The sequence below is a fragment of the Myxococcales bacterium genome (assembly GCA_016720545.1).
Classification (GTDB): domain Bacteria; phylum Myxococcota_A; class Polyangia; order Polyangiales; family Polyangiaceae; genus JAAFHV01.
The window spans coordinates 168,940-190,253 of record JADKKK010000010.1; the positions used below are offsets into that span (position 1 = coordinate 168,940).

18 protein-coding genes are annotated in these 21,314 nt (G+C 70.7%); 9 read left to right on the top strand and 9 right to left on the bottom strand.

Features of this window, described 5'->3' with window-relative positions; all coding sequences use genetic code 11:
• Nucleotide 1: 1 nt before the first annotated feature.
• From IPQ09_19445 to IPQ09_19475, 7 genes are all read left to right on the top strand, one after another.
• A complete protein-coding gene (locus IPQ09_19445) occupies nucleotides 2-721 on the top strand; it encodes a hypothetical protein (GenBank protein MBL0196356.1) in 720 nt (239 codons plus the stop codon).
• The gene (gene atpH, locus IPQ09_19450; GenBank protein MBL0196357.1) at nucleotides 718-1,263 is read left to right on the top strand and encodes an ATP synthase F1 subunit delta; all 546 of its coding nucleotides are present in this window, start codon (nucleotides 718-720) and stop codon (nucleotides 1,261-1,263) included. Before IPQ09_19445 ends, atpH begins: the two co-directional genes overlap by 4 nt.
• Nucleotides 1,264-1,381: 118 nt before the next feature.
• Nucleotides 1,382-3,031 carry a F0F1 ATP synthase subunit alpha gene (locus tag IPQ09_19455; GenBank protein ID MBL0196358.1) on the top strand — a complete coding sequence of 550 codons (1,650 nt, stop codon included), beginning with the start codon at nucleotides 1,382-1,384 and terminating at the stop codon, nucleotides 3,029-3,031.
• Between the two features lie 3 nt (nucleotides 3,032-3,034).
• Nucleotides 3,035-3,928, top strand: coding sequence for an ATP synthase F1 subunit gamma (atpG, locus tag IPQ09_19460; protein ID MBL0196359.1), 894 nt, complete (start codon nucleotides 3,035-3,037; stop codon nucleotides 3,926-3,928).
• Between the two features lie 744 nt (nucleotides 3,929-4,672).
• A complete protein-coding gene (locus tag IPQ09_19465; GenBank protein ID MBL0196360.1) occupies nucleotides 4,673-6,502 on the top strand; it encodes a UbiD family decarboxylase in 1,830 nt (609 codons plus the stop codon).
• A gap of 147 nt (nucleotides 6,503-6,649) precedes the next feature.
• Complete coding sequence (locus tag IPQ09_19470) at nucleotides 6,650-7,051, top strand: hypothetical protein (protein MBL0196361.1); 402 nt, start codon at nucleotides 6,650-6,652, stop codon at nucleotides 7,049-7,051.
• Between the two features lie 66 nt (nucleotides 7,052-7,117).
• Nucleotides 7,118-7,384, top strand: coding sequence for a hypothetical protein (locus IPQ09_19475; protein ID MBL0196362.1), 267 nt, complete (start codon nucleotides 7,118-7,120; stop codon nucleotides 7,382-7,384).
• Nucleotides 7,385-7,412: 28 nt separating this feature from the next.
• Here IPQ09_19475 and IPQ09_19480 read toward each other — a convergent pair whose 3' ends face one another.
• Nucleotides 7,413-8,480, bottom strand: a complete 1,068-nt coding sequence (locus IPQ09_19480; protein ID MBL0196363.1) for a mannose-1-phosphate guanylyltransferase — start codon at nucleotides 8,478-8,480, stop codon at nucleotides 7,413-7,415.
• 518 nt (nucleotides 8,481-8,998) lie between these two features.
• Between IPQ09_19480 and IPQ09_19485 the strand changes: the two genes are divergently transcribed.
• Nucleotides 8,999-10,450, top strand: coding sequence for a hypothetical protein (locus IPQ09_19485; protein MBL0196364.1), 1,452 nt, complete (start codon nucleotides 8,999-9,001; stop codon nucleotides 10,448-10,450).
• A gap of 131 nt (nucleotides 10,451-10,581) precedes the next feature.
• Here IPQ09_19485 and IPQ09_19490 read toward each other — a convergent pair whose 3' ends face one another.
• The 8 genes from IPQ09_19490 to IPQ09_19525 form a co-directional block, all read right to left on the bottom strand.
• Complete coding sequence (locus IPQ09_19490) at nucleotides 10,582-12,687, bottom strand: M4 family metallopeptidase (GenBank protein ID MBL0196365.1); 2,106 nt, start codon at nucleotides 12,685-12,687, stop codon at nucleotides 10,582-10,584.
• Between the two features lie 83 nt (nucleotides 12,688-12,770).
• Nucleotides 12,771-13,379: a pyridoxamine 5'-phosphate oxidase family protein gene (locus IPQ09_19495; protein MBL0196366.1), complete on the bottom strand. Its 609-nt coding sequence runs from the start codon at nucleotides 13,377-13,379 to the stop codon at nucleotides 12,771-12,773.
• A 66-nt stretch (nucleotides 13,380-13,445) separates the two neighbouring features.
• Nucleotides 13,446-14,750: a DUF4132 domain-containing protein gene (locus tag IPQ09_19500; protein ID MBL0196367.1), complete on the bottom strand. Its 1,305-nt coding sequence runs from the start codon at nucleotides 14,748-14,750 to the stop codon at nucleotides 13,446-13,448.
• Entirely contained in the window at nucleotides 14,747-16,351 is a 1,605-nt protein-coding gene (locus tag IPQ09_19505; protein MBL0196368.1) for a WGR domain-containing protein, read from the bottom strand. The genes IPQ09_19500 and IPQ09_19505 overlap by 4 nt, the downstream gene beginning before the upstream one ends.
• A 113-nt stretch (nucleotides 16,352-16,464) precedes the next feature.
• On the bottom strand, nucleotides 16,465-17,232 hold the full coding sequence (locus IPQ09_19510; GenBank protein MBL0196369.1) for a hypothetical protein: 768 nt from the start codon (nucleotides 17,230-17,232) through the stop codon (nucleotides 16,465-16,467).
• Nucleotides 17,233-17,302: 70 nt separating this feature from the next.
• Nucleotides 17,303-20,182: an ATP-binding protein gene (locus IPQ09_19515; GenBank protein ID MBL0196370.1), complete on the bottom strand. Its 2,880-nt coding sequence runs from the start codon at nucleotides 20,180-20,182 to the stop codon at nucleotides 17,303-17,305.
• Between the two features lie 110 nt (nucleotides 20,183-20,292).
• A complete protein-coding gene (locus IPQ09_19520; GenBank protein ID MBL0196371.1) occupies nucleotides 20,293-20,775 on the bottom strand; it encodes a hypothetical protein in 483 nt (160 codons plus the stop codon).
• Between the two features lie 139 nt (nucleotides 20,776-20,914).
• The gene (locus IPQ09_19525) at nucleotides 20,915-21,091 is read right to left on the bottom strand and encodes a hypothetical protein (protein MBL0196372.1); all 177 of its coding nucleotides are present in this window, start codon (nucleotides 21,089-21,091) and stop codon (nucleotides 20,915-20,917) included.
• A gap of 57 nt (nucleotides 21,092-21,148) precedes the next feature.
• On the opposite strand from IPQ09_19525, the gene IPQ09_19530 reads away from it, so the two are divergent.
• Nucleotides 21,149-21,314 (top strand): hypothetical protein (locus IPQ09_19530; protein MBL0196373.1); only part of this gene is annotated, 166 nt, incomplete at its 3' end.

A 21,314-nucleotide genomic window follows, 5' to 3' on the forward strand; every position in this document is an offset into this window, starting at 1 on the left:
CATGAACCACGTATTCGCGCGATTCACGCTGTTTCCCGCGGTCGTCGCGGGAGCGCTGGCGCTCGCCGGCGCGGCCTGGGCCCAGGAGCACGGAGCCGCGCCGCACGGGGCCGCGCCGCACGGGGCCGGCGGCGAGCACGCGATCCAGCCGCACCACGGGGGCGGTGAGCACGGCGGCCCTGCCGCGCACGGCCCGAAGCCCATCAACTGGACCGACTTCTCCAACAAGGAGACGCCTCCCTACCTCGCGCTCCTCATCAACTTCGGTGTCCTCGCCTTCGGCTACTACGCGCTCGGCAAGAAGCCGATCGCGGCGGCCCTGAAGCAGCGCAAGGAGGACATCGGCAAGGAAATCGAGGACGCGCGCCGGCTCCTCGAGGACGCCCAGGAGCGTTCGAAGAAGCACACCAAGGACCTGAAGAACGTCGCCGCCGACGTGAAGACCGCCCGAGAGGCGCTCATCGAGGCCGGCGAAGGCGAGCGCGATCGCCTCATCCGCGAGGCCGAGGAGAAGGCCGCGCGGGTCGGTCGCGACGCCGGGTTCCTCGTCGAGCAGGAGGCCAAGCAGCTCCACCTCGACCTCACCCGCGAGGCGGTAGACGACGGCGTGGCGCGCGCCGAGGCGCTGCTCCGCGCGGCCGTCACGCAGGCCGATCACGAGCGCCTGGCGGAGGAGTTCCTCGCCGAGCTCTCGTCCAAGTCCGTAGGAGGTGCGTCATGATGGTGCCCGCAGCGGTCGCCCAGCGCTACGCCAAGGCCCTCTTCGCCCTCGGCGAGGAGACCCGCCAGCTCGACGGCCTCGTCGCCGAGCTCACCCGCGCCGCCGGGGCGTACGATGGTTCGGCCGACCTCCGCGCGGTGCTCGAGAACCCGCTCGTGCCGCACGTGGCGAAGCGCGAGATTCTGAAGGAGCTGGCGACCAAGCTGTCGCTCGGCGCCTCGGCGCGCAGCACGCTCCTGCTCCTCAGCGATCGTCGCCGCTTCCGCGCGCTCCCCGCGATCGTGCGCGAGCTCCGCACCCTCTCCGACAAGAAGCGCGGCGTCGTCCGCGCTCAGGTCACGTGCGCGAAGCCGCTCACGCCGGCCTACCTCGAGCGGCTCCGCGTGCAGCTCGAGCGCATGACCGGCAACAAGGTCGAGCTCGACGTCGCCACCGACCCCGAGCTGCTCGCGGGCGTGGTGGCGCGCATCGGCGACCGCGTCTACGACGGCTCGCTGCGGACCCGCCTCCGCGAGATCCGCGCGCAGCTCCTCCCTAACTGAAATCGTACAACAGCCCGTACCTACTGGCTATTTTGAGCACCGCCGGGAGGCCCTCGACGGCCTCGCCGCCCGCCTCGCCCGCCACGCATCACGAGCGACTCGCAGACAAGGAAGACCCATGCAGCTCCGCGCCGAAGAGATCTCGCAGATCATCAAGAAGCAGATTCAGACCTACGAGAAGGCCACGCTCACCACCGAGACGGGCACGATTCTCTCAGTCGGCGACGGTATCGCGCGCATCTACGGGCTCGAGGGCGCCATGGCCGGCGAGCTCGTCGAGTTCCCCGGCGGGTTGGTCGGGCTGGTGCTGAACCTCGAGGCCGACAACGTCGGCGCCGCGCTCTTCGGCGACACGACGACCATCAAGGAAGGCGACATCGTCAAGCGCACCGGCCGCATCATGGACGTGCCCGTGGGCGAGGCGCTCATGGGGCGCGTGGTGAACGCCCTCGGACTGCCGATCGACGGCAAGGGCCCCATCGAGACCCCGCACCGCCGCCGCGTGGAGATCAAGGCGCCCGGCATCCTCCAGCGCCAGCCCGTCAAGGAGCCCCTCCAGACCGGCATCAAGGCCATCGACGCGATGGTCCCCATCGGGCGCGGCCAACGCGAGCTCATCATCGGCGACCGCCAGACCGGCAAGACCGCCGTCGCGCTCGACGCGATCATCAACCAGAAGGGCCAGGGCGTTTACTGCTTCTACATCGCCATCGGGCAGAAGCAGTCCACGGTCGCGGCGGTCGTCGACAAGCTCACGACCAACGGCGCCATGGAGTACACGACCATCGTCGTGTCCGGCGCGAGCGAGGCCGCTCCGCTCCAGTTCATCGCGCCGTACACCGGCGTCACGATGGCGGAGTACTTCCGCGACAGCGGCCGCCACGCCCTCTGCATTTACGACGACCTCTCGAAGCAGGCCGTCGCGTATCGCCAGCTCTCCCTGCTCCTCCGCCGCCCGCCGGGCCGCGAGGCGTACCCGGGCGACGTCTTCTACATCCACAGCCGCCTGCTCGAGCGCGCCGCCAAGATGGCCGACCGCCTCGTGGTCGCCAAGAAGGGCACCGCGTGGGACGCACGCCCGGCCGACGCGAAGGTGTACGTGGGTGAGCAGGGCCACGACCCCGCGAAGGCCGAGCTGAAGGAGAAGGGCGACGAGTACGAGATCGTCAAGGACCCCACGTCGGGCGGCTCGCTCACCGCGCTCCCCATCATCGAGACGCAGGCGGGCGACGTGTCGGCGTACATCCCGACGAACGTCATCTCGATCACCGACGGCCAGATCTTCCTCGAGTCCGATCTCTTCTACTCCGGTGTCCGCCCGGCCATCAACGTCGGTATCTCCGTCAGCCGCGTCGGTGGCTCGGCGCAGATCGGCGCCATGAAGAAGGTCGCCGGCACGCTGAAGCTCGACCTCGCGCAGTACCGCGAGAAGGCGGCGTTCAGCCAGTTCGCCTCCGACCTCGACAAGGTCACCCGCGACATGCTCGACCGCGGCGTTCGCTTGGTCGAGATCTTGAAGCAGGGTCAGTACGTCCCGCTCCCGGTCGAGAAGCAGGTCGTGCTCGTGTACGCCGGCACGAAGGGCTACCTCGACGCGCTCCCGGTCGGGAAGCTCGGCGCCTACGAGTCGCAGCTCTACGCGTTCCTCGAGTCGAAGCACCCCGACATCCTCGAGACCATCCGCACGAAGAAGAAGCTCGACGACGTCGAGGACAAGCTGAAGAAGGCGCTGGTCGAGTTCGGCAAGGGCTTCGGCAAGGGGAGCTGACCCATGCCTTCGCTCAAAACCATTCGCAAGCGGATCACGAGCGTCAAGTCGACGCAGAAGATCACGCGCGCCATGAAGATGGTCGCGGGCGCCCGGCTGAACCGCGCCCAGCAGCGCATCACCGCGCTCCGCCCCTACGCGGTGAAGACCCACGAAATGCTCGAGGGCGTCGTGCGCGCGGTCTCCTCGGCCGACGAGGACGCCGAGTCGGCGGCGAAGCCGGCGCACAAGCTGCTCGCGCGGCGGCCGGCCAAGAAGGTGCTGTTCCTCGTCATGACGAGCGATCGTGGCCTCTGCGGCGGCTACAACACGAACATGCTGAAGCTCACCGATCGCGAGTGGGCGACGCGGAAGGCCGCCGGCGCGACCGTCACCTTCGCCACCGTGGGCAAGAAGGGGCGCGAGTCCATCCAGCGCAAGAAGGGCGAGGTCGTCCAGGACTTCCCCAAGCTCTACGACGGGCTGGACCTCGACAAGGCGAAGACCGTCTCGGCGTTCGTCACCAAGGCCTTCGTCGACGGCGAGGTGGACGCGGTCTATGTACTCTACACAGAGTTCAAGAGCGCGATGACCCAGAAGCCGCTCATCCAGAAGCTGCTCCCGCTCGACGCGCCGCCCGCCGAGAAGGACGAGCAGACCCTCCGCTACGACTTCGAGCCCAACGAGAAGGCGCTGCTCGCCCAGCTCGTGCCGATGTACGTCGACATCACCATCTACCGCGCACTCCTCGACAGCCAGGCGAGCGAGTTCGGCGCGCGCATGACCGCGATGGACGCCGCCACGCGCAACGCGAAGGACATGATCGGCCGGCTCACGCTCGTGTACAACCGCGCGCGCCAGGCGGCGATCACGAAGGAGCTGATGGAGATCATCGGCGGCGCCGAGGCGCTCAAGTAGCTCACGCGCGGCGCGCCCCCGAGGCCGCCCCCAAGCGACACCGCACGAGGAGCGAGGCCCCCCACGGCTTCCGCTCCTCGTTGCCTCTAGAGCGCCGAACCGCTTGATTCGGTCGGCGTTTCGCCGATTTACGTCGCCGTACTTCGTTGCTCCTCCTAGCAGCCGTAGGACTCGTCGTCGCGCCTCGCACGGCTCGCAACTCTGCGAAAATCCTCGGTCATCAAGCGGTTCGGCGCTCTAGTTAGCCCTGGCCCCGCCTCGTCCGGGGGGGGGGGGGGGGGGGGGGGGGGGGGGGAGGGGGGGGGGGGCTCCTGCGGGGGGGGGGGGGGGGCGGGGCGGGGCGGGGGGGGGGGGGGGGGGGCGGGCCGCTAATTCCCGGGAAGCGTGATCCCTTCCAGAAGTCGCGCGGGTTCGGCCTTTCGCCACAAGGGAGCGAGGGGGTGTCCGTTTTCGGCGGCGGTGGGAGGATACTCATGTTCGAGGGTCGGCGTTCTCGCGCGGTCACACCCGAAACCACTGTCCCCTGAGCGCAAAGCGCCGCCTCCACCGCGCGGAACGACGTCCGAGTTGAGGACGGGCCCGCCGCCGCCGAAAACGGGGCACCCCATCGCTCCTCGGCATGACACCGAAGACCGGACTGCTGATACGAACCACGACTCCAGGGGACTATGGGGCGGGCGTCGTCGAGACGACGCGCGGCGGTGGGCTTCGCTTTTCGGCGCGGCGGCCCTACGGTGCGCGCCTATGGGATACGAGAGCCTCGGAGCCTGCGTCGTCGACCTCGAGAAGCGCGGGGAGCTCGTCCGCGTGCCCGACCGGCTCGACCCGTTCCTCGAGCTCGCGGAGGTGCAGCGCCGCATCTTCGCCGCGCGCGGCCCCGCCCTCCTGTTCGAAAAAGTGCAGGGCACACGCTTTCCGTGCCTCTCGAACGTGTTCGGTACGCGGGCGCGGGCCGACTGGCTGTTCCGCGACACGCTCGCGGACATGCGCGCGCTCGTCGAGGCGAAGGTGAGCCCGGGCGCCCTCGCGCTCTCGCCGATGCTCGCCGCGCGCCTGCCGAGGGCGGCGCTCCACCTCGTGCCGCGCACCGTGCGGCGTGGGGCCGTGACGGAGAACACGACCCGGATCTCCGAGCTGCCGCAGATCGTGTCGTGGCCGGGCGACGGCGGCCCGTTCATCACCCTGCCGCAGGTCTACACCGAAGACCCCGCGGCCCCAGGCCTGCGCGGCTCGAACCTCGGCATGTACCGCGTGCAGCTCGCCGGCAACGCGTACGTGCGTGACCGCGAGGTGGGCCTCCACTACCAGCTGCACCGCGGCGTCGGCGTGCACCATTCGCGCGCGCTCGAGCGCGGCGAGCGCCTCCGCGTGCGCGTCTTCGTTGGGGGACCGCCGGCGTTCATGCTCGCGGCGGTGATGCCGCTCCCCGAGGGCCTGCCGGAGCTCTCCTTCGCGGGCGCGCTCAACGGCCGCGCCGCGCGCATGGTCGCGGGGTCGCCGCACATCCACGCCGACGCGGACTTCTGCATCACGGGCACCGTGGCCGCCAACAACAAGCCCGAGGGCGCCTTCGGAGACCACCTGGGTTACTACGCGAAAATTCATGATTTTCCGGTGCTCGAGGTCGAGTCCGTGACCCACCGCGAGGGCGCCATCTGGCCCTTCACGGTGGTCGGGCGTCCGCCGCAGGAGGACACCATCTTCGGCGAGCTCATTCATGACCTCACGGCCTCGCTCGTGCCGAACGTGCTGCCCGGCGTGCGCGAGGTGCACGCGGTCGACGAGTCGGGCGTACATCCGCTCTTGCTCGCGGTGGGCAGCGAGCGCTACGCGCCCTACGCCGATGACGCGGCCTCCGCGCCGCCGGCCGAGCTGCTGACGCAGGCGAACGCCCTCCTCGGGCAGGGGCAGATGTCGCTCGCGAAGTACCTCTTCATCGCCGACGCCGCCGACCGGCCGCCGAGCGTGCGCGAAGTGCCCGCGTTCCTGCAGCACGTGCTCGAGCGCATCGACCCCACGCGGGATCTCCACTTTCACGTGAACACCACGATGGACTCGCTCGACTACTCCGGCACCGCGCTCGGGCGCGGCTCCAAGGTGGTCGTCGCGGCGCGCGGTCCGAAGCGCCGTGAGCTCGCGCGAGAGGTGGGCGCCGACGTCGCGTGGCCCGCGCTCGTGCGCGCCGCGCGCCTCGTGTGCCCCGGGGTGATCGCCCTCGAGGCCGCCCCGTGGACGAGCCCGCGCGACGTGGAGACCCTCGCCGGCGCGCTCGGCGCTCTGCCCGAGGCGGCGTTGCGCGGGCTCCCGCTCATCGTCGTCGTGGACGACGCGGAGTTTCTCGCGCGCACCTTCGCGAACTTTCTTTGGGTCACGTTCACGCGCTCGAACCCGGCGGTCGACGTGAGCGGCGTCCGCGCGTTCACCGAGCACAAGGCGTGGGGCTGCCGAGGCCCCCTCCTCATCGACGCGCGGAACAAGCCCCACCACGCGCCGCCTCTGGTGGAGAACGTCGACGTGACCGCCCGGGTCGATCGCCTCTTCGCGCGGGGCGGTACGTTGGCGAAGTGGGGGTGAGTCTGGCGGTGCCGCCGCGGGGCGGCGCAAGCTGACCCACGCGCGGGCGCGTCTTGGCGCACGTTTCATCCGGCTGCGCGATGGCCTGGCGCTTGCTGTCCATGGGGCATGCACTCCCCTCTCCGCCGAGCCGCCCGGTCGCTCGTCATGGCTGCCCTCGTCGTGGCGTCGCTCGCCGCGTGCAGCGCGAGCACCCCACAAGGCACCACCGAAGACGCGGGGCCGGACTCGGGCAACCCGTTCGGGTGCTGCCCCGACGTCAAGACCGGCTGCACGCTCGTTCGCAACGGACCGAAGCAGTCCGCGGACGACACCTGCGTCATCGGGAACGATGGCGTCGTTCTCAACCCGCAGCAGCCGGGGTGGACGCACTCGGTGGACAAGTTCGGCTGCGGAGTGTGGAGCCCGCCTCCGAACGCGGCGACCATCGTGTGCGGGCAAGCGCCTCCACCACCCGAGCCCCCCGACGCGGGCGACGCGAGCGTGAGCGACGCCGACGCGGGCGACGCGAGCGCAGGCGACGCCGCCGCGGACGCCCCGACCGACTGAGGTCGGCCCGGAAAGGCGGCCAGAAAGTCCTTGCCGCCGGCCCGCGAGTCGACGAAAGAAACCCCCATGGCCAAGAACAAGAAGAGCGCCCTCCAGCAGGCCGCGTCGCGCAAGCTCGCCGGCATCGGACCGAAGCCCCCGAGCCCCGAGCACATCGCCCACATGATGATGCACGCCGAAGAGCGGGGCGAGGTCACCCGCGTCCCCCTCGAGGACGGCACCTGGGGTTGGGCGATGCCCGGCGAGGGCGGCCAGACCCAGGTCATGCGCCCCACCCAAGAGATGCTCGACGCGCTCGACCGCTTCGCGCGCGAGGGGCACCCCGCGCACTGAGCCAGACCCGCGCCCGGGCGCTGGTCAATTAAAGCAGATCTTTTCTGCCCGCGCTCTTCAGCGCCTCGACCACCAGCTTGACGTCCTGCGCGCGCTCGCGTGGGACGACGAGCACCGCGTCGTCGGTCTCGACGACCACGAGATCGGACACGCCCACGAAGGCCACGTGCTTCGCGCGGCCCGAGCCGAGGTTCGCGAAGTAGTTCCGTGCGGCGTCGACCGTGAACGCGCCGGCGGGGAGGACGTTCCCGGCCGCGTCTTGGGCGCCGAGCTCCCATGCGCTCTGCCAGCTCCCGACGTCGCTCCAGCCGAAGTCGCCCGGGACGACGGCGAGGTCTTTGGCCTGCTCCATCACGCCGACGTCGATCGACACGCTCTGTAGGGTGGGGAACACCTCGGCGACGGCCTCCGCGGTGCCGCGCGCGACCATCGCCCGCGTCGAATCCGCCATCACGGGCAGGTGCGCCTCGAGGAGCCCGCGCATCACGTCGGCGCGGAAGAAGAACATGCCCGCGTTCCAGAGATGTTTGCCGCCGGCCACGTAGCCCTCGGCGCGCGCGCGATCGGGCTTCTCCACGAACCTCGCGACGGCGCGCGCGTGCGGGCCGCGCGCGTCGCCGAGCTCGATGTACCCAAACCCGGTCTCGGCGCGCGTGGGCACGATGCCGACGGTGGTGCACGCGCCCTCGCGCGCCGTGGCGTAGGCGCGCTCGAGCACCGCGCGGAAGCTCGGTTCGTCGGCGATGTGGTGATCGCTCGGCAGCACCGCCACCACCGCGTCGGGATCGCGCGCGAGGAGCACCTCGGTCGCCCAGGCGATGCATGGCGCCGTGTTGCGGGGGGCTGGCTCCCGGAGGATCTGCGCGGGGGGCACCTCGGGCAGGGCGGCGATGGTCGCCTCGGCGAGGCGCTCGGCCGTGACCACGTAGATGCGCTCGGGCGGCACCAGCGGCGCGAGCCGCTTCACGGTCGCCGCGAGGAGCGACTCGCCCGCGCCGCCCGCGAGGGGCAAGAGCTGCTTCGGGCGCGCTTCCCGCGACGCCGGCCAGAACCTCGTACCCGCGCCGCCCGCCATGATGACCGCGTAGTCCGCCATGGGCGGATACCCTACCACCGGAGGGGCCCGGGGCGCCTCGGGATCGCGCAGAAATCCCCCGCGTGGGGCGCGGAATCACCAGGAATTTTGCCACTCGGGCGCCCCCGTTTAGAACGTGGGTATGGTCCGCTCCTCGCGCCTCTCCCCCCGCCTTCACGGCTTGTGGTCGGCGCTCGGGGTGGCGCTCGTGACGCTCTTCTGCGCGCTCGGCGCGCTGGGGTGCCAGCGCGATCTGCCGCTGCGCCTCATCGAGGTGCACGAGGTGACGCCGGCCGAGCTCGAGTCCGGCGACAGGCTCGAGGTCCATGGCGCAGGCTTCCCGCAGGGCCGCCCCGCACACCTCACGTTCCGCGGGACGCTCTACCGCCCTGGGCACGCGCCCGAGCGCGCGCGCCTCGGCGCCACGGGCACCGTGTCCGGGCAGGCCCGCATCGAGATCGACGTGACCGAGGAGCTGCTCGCGAGCTTCGCCGGCACCGGCGCGCGCCGAGCACACGACGTTCCGCGGCGAGGTCGAGGTGGTCTTCGCGTCGCAGAGCGCGAGCGCGCCGCCGATCGCCGCGACCCTCCAGGGCGTGGTGCTCGACGTGTTCCCCGCCGGCCTCGGCGCCGACGACGCCGCTCGCGCCGACAAGGAGGGCGCGGGCGTGCTCGCGTTCCTCGGCCTGGAGGTGACCGCCGCGGGGCCCGGGCTGGTGGTCGAGGCGGTGGCGCCCGGCTCGCGCGGCGAAGAGGCGGGGCTCGTGAAGGGCGATCTTCTCACCGGCTTCGAGGGAGTGCGGCTCACGCGCGTCGCCGACGTCCGCGCGAGCGGCGCTCGCGAGGTCTCGCTCACGTTCCGGCGGGGTGGCGGCAAGGAGGAGACGCGCGAGCTCTCTCTCGTCGGCCTCTCTCGCGCGCTGCCCCGTGATTTCTCCTGGATCGTGTGGCTCATGGGCCTCGCCGTGGCGCTCGTCGTGGCCTTCGTGGCGCCGTTCGAGGGGCGCCTGGGGCGGGCCGAGCTCGCGATCGCGCGCCGCGTGCGAAGGCTCCGCGAGCGCGACACCCTCACGCGTCCCTTCCGCCTGAGCGCCCTCGCGCGCGCAGCCTCGCGGGGGCTCCTCGGTGAGCGCCCGAGCCGCGAGCTCGCGTGGCTCCCGCCGGCCGTGCTGGCCGTGTCGTCGGCCGCGCTGTTCGCCCTCCCGGGCGCGGGGACTCTGGTCGGTGAGGACGTCGACGTGCTGCTCCTCTTCGTCGCCTTCGTGGCGTCGAGCCTGACGGTCGCGGTGGGCCAAGAACGCGGCCTGTTGCCCCGCCTTCGCGCGCTCGGCGGCACGGCGCTGCTCCTCCTGCCCCTCGGGCTCGCCCTCGTCGTGGCGGTCAGCGCGAGCGGCTCGCTCCGCGGGATCGACGCGGTGCGTGGCCAGGGCGCGATGCCCTGGGAGTGGAACGCGTTCCGCTCGCCGTTCTCCCTCGCCCTCGTGGTCACCTGCGTCGTGGCGCAGGCGCTCCTCGGAGCCCGCGCGCGCGGCGAGCAGCACGGCCCGAGCGCCGACGCCGCCTACCGCGTGGGGCTGCTCTTCTCGTCCGGCGTGCTGGTGGTGCTCTTCTTCGGGGGGTATCGCCTGCCGGGTGGCGTCGACAAGATGTCGCTCTTTGCCCGTCTCGCTGGCGGGTGCCTCTTGCTCGCGAAGACTTGGGCGCTCGCGGCGCTCGCCCTCCTGGTGCGGTTCACGCGCCCGCTCGGCGTGCAGCGGGAAGGGGCGGGCGGGCGAGGGCTCGGCGGCGCTGCGCGGCTCGCCCTGAGCGCCACCTTGGCCTTCGCGACCAGCCTCGCGTGGACCACTTCGCGGTGGGCCGCGCGCGTCGAGCTCGAGGCGGCGCTCGGCGGAGCGCTCGTGCTCGCCACGGCGGTGTTCCTCGCGCGCGTGGTGGTGCGCGTGAAATACGTGACGCAAGCGCCCACGCCGCACGTCGATCCTTTCGTGTAGGCCGTTCGCGCTGGGAGGCTAGTTCCCACTCGCTCGCTCGCCGGCGGGCTCGGTCGATGAACGAGCTCGCGAGCATGGCGTGTCTCGATAGGGAGCGTTGACGGGGGACGCGAGGAAAGGGCCGGATGATGTCAGTCGAGCTGGGGCTCGGCGAAGCACTTCATGGCGCCGCGCTCATCGACCCTCGCCTTGGAGTCGAAGCTCCCTGTCGTGCGGTAGCAGAACTGCCCGCGCGCGCACTGGGCCCCCGCCTTGATCGACCCGCGATCGCACGTGTAGGAAGCGTAGTCGAGGTCGGGTCGCGGGTCGCAATACACACCGTCGACCTTGCCGGCGCACGACGGGGACGCCTTCGTCGAGGCCGGGCACGTGACGTTGTGGAACAGCTTGGCCTGCTCGGGCGGGATCACCCCCACCGCCGCCCACCCGCAAATGATCGCGTGCTTCGCCCAGAGCGGCTGGACGTCCGTGCGCGTCGGGTGGCTAACCTGCTTGCCAATCTGGTAGACGATCATTTTGTCGGCGAAGGTGCGCATCGTGTCGCCCGGGCCGAGCGCGTGCAGGACGTTGTAGACGAGCCACTTCGCGGCCTCGAGGCCAATCTCCGCGGATACTCCGAGGTGGCTGTGATCGTTGAACCCGCCGTAGGCCATGAGCGCCCAGGCCTGGGTGACGATGAGCGAGTTGAAGTGAACGTTCCCATTGTCATGAGCGTTGTTGAAGGGGCGGATCTTCGAGTAATGAACGGCGCCGCCCGAGGTGCCCCAGGAGGGATGGAGGAAGTGCCGAAGCGGCTTGTTGTCGGCGCGCAAGTTCTCCGCGAAGCCGAACCTCCCGCCGGTGTTCTGGGTGATGACCGCCTGGGCGTACGAAGCCAAGATGTCGGCGATGCCCTCGTTGATGGCGCCCTGCTCGCCGGCGTAGCCAAGGGCCGAACGAACGTACCCCGTTGACTTCCCGGAGGTGACGGTCGCGATCACCCCGTGGGAGTACTCGTGCGCCATGAAGTCGATGTTCGTGGCGGGGGACTCGACCTCCCAGGCCGTCCCCGCGTGGTTCAGGACGCCGTCCCCTATCGAGATGCTCGCGTCGGCCGAGTCGAAGAAGGCGTTCCCGAGCCCAGAGATCGCGCCCGAGCCCGTGGCGATCGAGTTTCGATGAATCTTGAGCGTGGTCCGCCCCCCGATCCACGTCGACAGGTCGAAGGCGTCCTTGAAGTATCGGGCTGATCGGCTCGTGTTGTAGAACGCGTTGACCGCGACTTGCTCCGTGAAGCCGGCGCGAACGTCGGCGGCGTCGGCGTTGAAGTCGAATCGAACCGTGCCGCTCGGCTCTCTCACTCCCACGATCGCCGCGGGGGAGCCGCGCCCGTAGGTGGTGGTGACGATGTCTCCGAGGGGGCCAGGGCCCGCGAGCGTCGGCTGTCCGCCGGCGGTGGACATCTCCACGGGATAGCGGGCGTCGCGACGCTTCTTGGGGTCGCTGTCCTGATACGCCTCCTCTCCCCCGTAGGCCATCACCGTCTCGCCTCCGCCGTGGTTCGGCGCGTCGGCCAGCACGGCCCCGGTGAGCGCGTCGAGGTCGACCTGCCGGCTGCCCTCGGGGCTGTCGACGACGGTGCGGTAGGCGAGCGCGGGGACGTCGGGATCCGTCGCGACGACGCCGAGCGTCGGCTCGTGCCCCGGGAAGCCCCCGTAGCCGAGCGCGTGGAGCTTCTCCCTTGCGCTCGCTGGGTCGAAGGCGGGGGTGGTGCGCACACGATCGAGGTGGTGGGCGACCGCGGCGTCGACGAAGGCGAGGCTGCCGTCGGGGCGCACGCCCGCGACGAAGGCGGAGTCGAACACGGGCAGGGCCGTGCCGGGCACGTGCTGGGTGAACACCATCGTCGCGAGGCGGTCCGGGGCGGCCTCCGTCGCGACCGCGCCTTGATCGAGCTCGCTCGCGAAGCTGCCGCTGAGGCCCAGCCCCTCGCGCACCGGCTCGAGGAACGCGAGCAGCTCCTTCGGGTCCTTCGCGCTCGGGAGCACGGCGTCGCCGTCGTCGAGGGCGTAGTAGAGGCGCGGCTTCCCCGAAGCCCCGGGATCCATCTCCCAGCGCGCGCCGGTCATCGCCGCGAGCCGCTGCTGCACGGAGCGCGGCGATTCAGTGAACGGGGCGGGCTCGTCGTTGCCGCCCGAGCAGGCGACCGCGAGCAGACCGAGCGAGACCCCACCGAGGACGAGAGCGACCTTCTTCATCGACGCACCACCTTTCGATGGCGCTCTCGACGGGCTTCACGAGGCCGTTGCGTCGCGGCGAACGATTTCTGTTCGCGGCCTCGCTACGTCTCGTCGTCGTACGGGCGATCGCGCGCCGGCAGCGCGTCGCGAAAGGCCTCGAACGTCTTCCACGCGGGGACGGGCGGCGTGTGGTTCGGGCGCGGCGCGTACACAGAGGGCTCCACGAGCGCGAGCTTCGGCACGTAGCGCGGGCAGTTCGGGAAGATCTGCGCGACGGCGACGCGCACGATGAACACGGCCCCGGGGCACTCGGCGAGGAGCGGATCGTCCGCGCTCACTCGCGCCGTGCCGTTCACGCGGAGTCGCCTCGGCTGCTCGAAGTCGAGGAAGAGCAGCCCGACGTGCGGGTTCACCACGACGTTGCCCCACGTGCGGTACATCCCGTTTCCGTCGTAGTCGGGAATGGCCAACGTGGACGCGTCGACCACCCGCACGAACCCGGGCACGCCGCCCTTGTAGGAGCAGTCGGGCCGGCCCTCGTGATCGGCTGTCGCGATGAAGAACATGGGACACCGCTCGATGAACGCGCGGTCGTCGTCGGTGAACGCCGCGCGGAGCGTGACCTGCGCCAGCCGATCGGCGAGGGGTCGCGTCTCGCGCAGGTCTTGGAGGCTCCGCATTCCGTGGTGGTACGGGTCGTCGTCGGACATGGCACTTCCTTATCCCTGAGCGCGCGAGGCCCGGGGAGAGTCGCTCTCTCGGCCGGCGCTCAGGGACTATTCTCGCAGCTGCTCGCGCTCCCGGGCGAGCTCGCTCAGGAGGATCGGCGAGATCTTCCCGAGCGCGATGGCCTTGCTGTCGTCACCGCGGTGGAAATGGACGGCGGTCACCTTCTGCGTCGTCGGGTTCATGTCGGCGGCGCCCATGCAGAAGCCCCCGTCGAGACCGAAGGTCGCGACGAGCCCGTCCCCGAGGGGTCTCCACATGTCCCACACCCACCCGGCGTCTTGCGGGGCGCCCTTCCGCCAGCCGCGGGCCTCGAGCCCCATCAGGCGTGAGGTCTTCACCTCAGTGTCGCCGAGGCGGTCGATCGCCTTCGCCGCGATCTCGGCGGCCGTCGGCGAGTAGGTCTGTCGCCCGAGCTGGTCGAACGGCTGGATCAGCTCGTAGTCGCTGAACACGACGCTCCAGCGCGCGAGCGACGCCTCGTCGAGCGACAGGCGGTGCACGATCCCAACCGACGCGTCGGCCGCGAGGCTCACCGCGGCGTCCTTCGCGTCGGCGAAGGTCCCGTCCTCCGCCACGCGGAACGTCGACTTGAGCTCGGCGCCCTCGTACACGCCCCAAAGGAGGCGCCTCACGAGGTGGACGACCAGCGGGTGCTCCACGAGGAACGTGCGGAAACCATCGGCCTTCCAGCGACGCTCGTCGCACATCGCGAGCTCGAGGCGGAGGACCTGGCCCGACGCTACGAGCTTCGCGTCCTTCTTGAGCGCCTTCCATCGCTCCGTCGCGGCTGTGGCCTTCTCCGCGTCGTCGCTCTTGCTAGGCTTCGGCAGATCGCCGAGGACCTTGCCGTCGGGGCCCTTCAGGCGCGGCTTCAGCGACTCGTCGAACGAAATGGTGAACGCGCGCGGCCCGAAGTCGAGCACGTCGCCGCCCTCGTCGCCGAGGTCGAAGTCCGGCACCAAGCGGTCCGCCAGCTCCTCGGCCGTGAACCCGCGCGCCGCGGCCACCGCCGCGATCTTCTCGCGCGCCTTCTCCTGGAGCCCCTTGAACTTGAGCTTCTGCGCGATGCCGTGCAGGTTCATGAGCGCGACGTCGGTGCCGAGGCTCGCGAGCACGTCGAGCCCCACGGTCGCGCGGGCGTGGAGCGACTCGCCCGGCCAGGCGCGAATGAGCGGGGTCAGCGCGCGGGCCGTGTCGTCGTCCCCCAGCACCCCGAGCGCCGTGAACCCCCACGGCTCCTTGTTGGGCGCGCCCGCGGCCTGCCACCGCTCGAACAGCTCCCAGGCGAACGCCGCGAGATCTTTCGGCGCCGCCGCGGCCTTGGCCGCCGCGAGGATGGGTGCATCCTTCACGTAACGGACCGCCTGGCAGAGGCGCTGTACGGCGCTCGAAGGGAGCACCGTCTCGGTCCCGCGGAGCCGGATCGGCGCCGTCTTGATCGCATCGACGGCGAAGTCGGGGAGCGCCGCGAGCTTCTTTGGAATCCATCGGCGCCGGGCGTCGGCTCGCTGCGGAGGGCCTCGGGGAGGGCGTCGGCCTTGGCCTCGGGCAGCGCCGGCCGCTTCTCCGCGAGCAGGTACGCGCGCGACTTCGCGTCCAGCAGCGGTGCGACGATGGCCGGCAGGGCGGGGTGCGCGGCCACCGTGGCCTCGACGACGGGCTTCACGAACGGGGCGAGCTTCCCGCCCGCGGTGATGATGGGCACGAGCGCGCGGAGGGCGAGGTCTGGGCGCTTCGCGTAGTACTCGCGCACGTCCTCGTGGGTCCGCTTGTTGGTGAGATCGTTGGCGATGCACCGCGCTCCCGCCACCGTCTCGAGGTCGGACAGCGTCCGGATGAGCCAGTTGTGCGTCGCGATCTTTGGCAAGATCCAGTCTTGACCGGCGACACCCGCCACCTCGAGCACGAGGTTCGCGCCGACCGCCTCGGCGAGCTCCCTCCGCACCGCCGGATCGCGGGTGGCCAAGAACACGAACTGGGTCACCTGCCAGTCGGGGTTCGCGCGGTTCTGCGCGAGGTCGTCGGCCACGAAGCCCTCGTCGCGGAGCACGATGTTGTACTCGGCGCGCCGCGCGCGGCTCGTCTCGGCGTTTCGCGTGGCCCGCAGCGTGGCCAGCGCGGCCTCCCACGCGCTCGGCTCGACCCGCGCCTCGCACGCCACGAGGGCGCGCGCCGACTGGGGGAGGAGGTAGTGCCCTCCCTCTTCGACCGAGGTGGCCGGGCCGTCGCCCTCGAGGCGCAGCGTGTGGGCCGCCTCGTAGGCCTCCACGGTGAACGCGACGCCGAAGCGCGCCACCAGGAACGGCACGACGAACGGCTCGAGCCCCGAGCGCAGGAGGAGCGCGCCCGCGGGGACGCCGAGCGTGGTCTCGCCCTCGGACTCGAGGAACGCCACGACCTGGTCGACCGCGGGCCGGAGGTCGGCGAGCGTCTTCGAGCGCCCCGCCTTCAGCGACGCCACGTGCTCCTTCGCCGCACGCATCCCAGGGGCGAACCAGGCCGCGGCGAGGGCCGCGTAGGACCCGTCGGAGATCGTGAAGCCCTCCCCCACGTAGCGCTCCTCGAGTACGTAGTCGCCCTGCTTCGCGGGCGGCGGCGCGGCGGGCACCTCGGCGATCGGCGCCTCGGCGATCGGCGCCTCGCGCGCGGCCTCGGGGGCCTCCTCGCGCTTCTCCTCCTCGACCTTCGGCGTCTTGGTCTTCACCTTCGCGACCGGAGCGGGGCCCGCGGGCGCGGCGTCTTGGCTGACGAGGACGTAGCCCTTCTTGGTCTTCTCTTTCACGAGCTTGTCGTGCTCGGCGATGGCCGCGGCCTCGCTCGCGAGCTCCTTCAGCTGCGCCTGCCCGGCCGTGCCGATCTTGCCGAAGGTCACCCGGAGGGAGGCCCCGTCCCGCGCGATCTGCCAGAACTTGTTGGAAGAGCCTTCCGAGAACTCGTAGCGCTTGGTGTCCATCGTTCCCTCTGTACGGAAGAGCGCCGCGGACCTTCCCGCGGGTGAAGCGTGAGGAGCGCGGAGGTGCCGAGGCGGGCACCGCCGGCTGTGCCTCGGAGCACCGCCGGAGGTGCTTACTCCGCCGCCAGCAGCGCGCCGAGCACCCCGAACGCGGCCGCCGGGAGCCCCCGCACAGCGAACGTGCACGGCTTGCCAGGCCGCGTCGCGACCGCGCGGACCTCGACCTTGAAGCCCGCGCGCGCGAGCCCCTTCGCGAGCTTGGTCGCGACCGCGCGCTCGTCGCTCGTGGTCGTGTTGCCGACGGGCTTCTTGCTGGCCTTCCTGTCGCCCGCGGGCGCCTGCTCGCGCACGTCGCCGCGCACAGCCTTCGCGGCCGCCTCGACCTGGCGCGCCGAGGCGCCCTTCGCGAGGCGCACCTTCCCGCGCGCGAGCCCCTGCTCGAAGAGCTGCGTCGCGCTGTCGTCCTCCGGCGTGGCGCGCGCGAGATCGAGGAACGCGAGCGCCCGGCGCTGCGAGCCGAGCTCGATCGCCGCCGCGCGCGTGAGCTCGGTGGCGATGCGCATGGCGCCCGAGACGAACGCCTCGGAGAGTCCGCACTTGGCTCGGCACAGCTCGTAGAAGGTGCCGAAGCCGAGCGCCCCCTCGGCCTCCATTCCCTGGAGCTCCAGCAGATCGCGGCCGAGGTCCCAAAACGCCCCCGCGAGCGTGCGCTTGCGGTCCTGGATGGAGGTGAAGAGCGCCTCGATCCGCGCGTCTCTGCGCGCCCGCGCGGCCTCGCTCGCGCGCTTCGCGTTGGCCACGAGCGCGGCGGGGAGCCCGCTCGCCTTCTTCGACGTGGGCTTGTCCTTGGGGGGCTTCACGGAGGATCGGGGGCTCGCCATGGGTTGGATCTTACAGGGGCAGACGGGCGCGGGGCAGGGGAGACGGGCGCGGGACGGCGGGAGTCTTGCGCTATTCGTCCTCGAAGTCGGCCGTCTTGAACTTCAGCGCTTTGGCGTTCTCCTTCACGATGCGCATCGTCTTGAGGTCGAACCCCTCCTTGCGCGTGGCCTCGAGGTCCACCGAGAGGGTGACCTTCGTGCCGTATTGGCCGCTGAAGTGCTGGAGCACCTCCTCCACGAGCTGCGCGAACCCGGAGATGGGGTCGTTGGGATCGAGCGTGACCGTCCCGTGAAAGCGGCGCGCGATCGCGTGCGGCGCGGGCGTCAGGCTGCGAGCGGGGCGGGCCGGCCCGATGCGTCCGGAGGGCGGCGGTAGCTCGTCTCCTTCCGGAACAGGGGTAAGGCCGTCCGCCACTCGGGTTGGCTTCGCGACCTTCGGTGCCGGAACGGCGTCCGGGCGGAGGAGCACAGACGCCTCGTCGAGGTGGACCGTCCCACGCGCGCCGAAGAGCAGGCCGTCGTAAGCCACGCCGCGCTCGTCCGCCTCGTCCTCGCTCGCCCGCGCCCGGCCCGCGTACCCGAAGAAATCACGGAATGCGGCGCCCTCACGAACGGTCTCGAGGAACACGTCCGCGGTGAGCAGCCTCGGCATGTAGAGGAACCGGCAGGTGTCGAGCCACACCTTCTGCGCCGACACACTCGGGCGATCGGCCTTCCAGAACCACCGCTCGAGGAGGGTCGCGAGGTGCGCCGGCGCCCAGCCCTTGACGACCCACTCTCGCTCACGCGTGACCAGCTCGATCGCCTTCTCGTAGGTGGAGCCCTGGAGGGCGAGCGCGTCGTCCTCCCACACGACTGTGCCCACGCCTTCCCCGCCGTCGGCGTCTTGCATCGGCACCAGCAGCATGCGGTAGGTCTCGCGCAGGCTGCCCTCGACCCGCTTCTGCGCTTCATCGAGGCTCTTCTTGGCCTCCTTCTCGTGGTGCTTGTCGAGGTTCAGCTCCTCGGCGTCGTCCACGATCGATTGCCACGCGAGGACGCGTCGCACCTGGTCTCGGAGCGTACCGAGCGCCCCCACGTCGGCCGCGAGGAAGAGGAGTCGGTTCTGAAACTCGCGCGGCTTGTCGCCGTGTTTGGTCAAGATCTCGCTGGCCGCGCGCACGGCCGCGCTCGCGAAGTCCCGGTACTTGTGCGGGTGCTCGGGGGGGAGCACCACGAGGCGCAGATCGGTCTTGTCGGGGATGTCCTTCTTGTCCCGAAACACGTGCACGGCCGAGCATAGCGGCACCTTCACGAGCTTCTGGAGGCGCGCCTCGATCTCCGGGGTCACGTGGAGCCCGTTCTCGTACCGGCTCATCCGCTCTTCCATCTCGCGCCGCAGGTTCGGGCGCAGGTCGAACCAGTAGCGGTCGTTGCCAGCGTAGAGGTAGTGGAGACGATCGCCGAGCCGTCGGAGCGCGTCGTCGTATTTTCCCACGGCCTGCCCGGGCTGCGCGCTCCCGAGGCGCACTCGCTCGATGCCAATGCCACGCACCGACTGCCCGCCCACCGAGTGCGCGCTGCCAAGGAAGATGGTGCGCGCGGCGCGACGACACGCTTGCATCCCTCCAAGCGCGGGCGTCGTGTCGTCCAGCGTGCGCGGCGACGCGTTCGCGCCGTCGATGTCCTTGTCGACGATAGGCTCCCAGCCCGCCGGCAGGTACTTGATGAGCTCGTTGCGCACGCTCAGATCGTCGAGGGGAATCGAGCCTGGCAAGATCAGCAGATCGCGGTTGTTCTCGCGCCAGAGCGAGTGAACGAGCCGCGCCATCAGCCGGAGCACGCCGCGCGTTCGCTGGAACTTCGGGAGGGACGACCAGTCCTGATAGAGGCGCTCGAACACCTCCGGGTGCACCGGATAACTCGCTTCGAGCCGTCGCAGGTAGGCGGCCTCGCGCGCCTCGGGCGGAAACTTGTCGGCATCTTCAGTGTACATGGTCGCGAACGCGCGGCATGCCGCGTCCCGGGCGCGGGTGTCGGTCACCGGCCCGAAGAGCCGGCGACGCACGATCTCGCAGGCCTCGTCCGCGCCCACGGGCTTCCACACCGCCTCGATGCGCCCGAACACCTTCTGGATGGCGTCGAGCGCCTGCACTCCAAGCGCGTCCCCCACCTCCATGCGGCTCTCGGGGAGCGACGCGAGCACCATCGCCGTGGGCACGCGCGACGCGGCCTCCGTGAGCGCTTGCAGGAACGAGAGGTTCGAGTTGTACGTGCCGCCAGCGTAGCTTTTGCCCGACTCGAACTGCCGAAGATAGGCGACCGCCTCGTCCATGAGGACGACCGCGGGACCGTGGGTTTCGAACAGGGTCGCGAGCACGTCCTTGCCCGGCGAGGTCCCGTCGCGATCGGCGAGCGCGACGAGGGCGTAGCCGTCGGCGCCGCCGAGCTGAAACGCGAGCTCTCCCCACAAGGTGTTCGTGGTGACGGCTTTCCCGCCTCTCCCGCCGGTGCTGGTGGCGCTGGCATGCGTGCGCGGCTGCGATGGGGAAAGCGCGTTGCCATCGAGCACCGCGACGTGGGCCCGCACAAGCTCCTTCACCTTCGCTTTGGCGAGCAGCTCGGGCACACCGGGTAGATCCGCCGCGGCGACCTTGCCCGAGGCCACATGCAGCACCGCCATCATCGTGTGCGTCTTGCCGCCGCCGAACGCAGTTTGGAGCTGGATGACCGGATCGCCGCCTTCGCCCGCGAGGCGCTTCACCACCGACTGGAGCAGGAGGCTCATGCCCTCCGTGATCACCGTGCGCTCGAAGAACCGCGCCGGATCCTGGTACTCTGGCGGCGCGATCCCGATGACGACCTTGGTCAGATCGGCAGCAAATGCGGCCTCCTGGAAGCTCCCCTCGAGCACGTCCTCGTGAGGGGAGATGACTTCACGCCAGGGCTTGAGGGAGGCAGTCGAGGACATGGGGCACGAGGCTACCGCCGTCTTGAAGCAGGCGCATCCCTCCCTTTAGGCCCGCGATCCGACGCAGCGCTCGGCGGGACCCGACGTCGATCGGCGGCACTCGCTTCCGGTCACTTCTTCCCGCGACGGGCAGCGCCCTTCTTCGTCGTCCTGGCGTCCGCCGCGCGCGCGCCATCCGCCGAAGGCGTCACCCCTCTGGGCAACAAGGCGGTGCACACGAGCGTGGGGCCCCCTGCCTCGTCGGTGGAGAACGACCACTCGCCCACGACCCGTGGATCGTCTCGGTAGCGCTCGTGCCACGCGCGGTCGAGCGCCTCGAGCATCGCCGAAACGGGCGGCGGCAGCGAGGTCGCGAGCGCGACGCCAAGCGCCTCTCGGTGCTCGGGCTTGTCCCAGACCGGCCCCGCCATGACGTTGGCGTTCCACAGCACGATGACGAGGTGGAGCACGCCGCGGGCCTCCTCCAGAGTGGGGAGCGGCGCGTAGAGCGCGAGCATCGGCGCGGCAAGCTCGAGGATAACGGCAGAGAGCTTGCTGGGAGGGACGCGCACGAGCGTGGGCCCCGCAAACGATGCGCCTCTCGTTGACGTCACGGCTCGCCTCCGCGCGCCGCCGGCGGCCGCCCGGGCTGCCGCTGAACCTGCGGACGATCGGCACCGGTCTGGCGGGTCCTAAGGAGGTCGCTGGATAACATGCGGCTCCATAATATGCTAAAATTGCTAACCTTTCGTCTCAAGCTGAGTCTGTTTTCTCAAGCCCCCGGATAAGAAGGTCGAGCGCCTCGGTGCGCGGCAAGCGGTAGCGTCGGTGCTGTTTCGCAGCGCTGGGGTTGTCGACCTCGAGGAGACCGGCCTCGACCCACGCCTTGAGCTGCTTCGACGCCTGGAGCGGGTTCTCGCTCTTGAGCAAGCGCCAACTGAAGGCTGCGACATTGACGTCGAGACGCGGCAGGACATGAATAACACGATGAGCGAACGCGAAGGTAGCCCTGGGCCATGGGGCGGCTCCCGCAACGTCGCGCCCGCGGTGGACGACGCAGCACGACGTGCCGTGGAGGCGGCTGTCGAGGTGCACCGGCACCTGGGCCCGGGGTACGGCGAGTCCGTCTACGAGAATAGCCTGGCCATCGAGC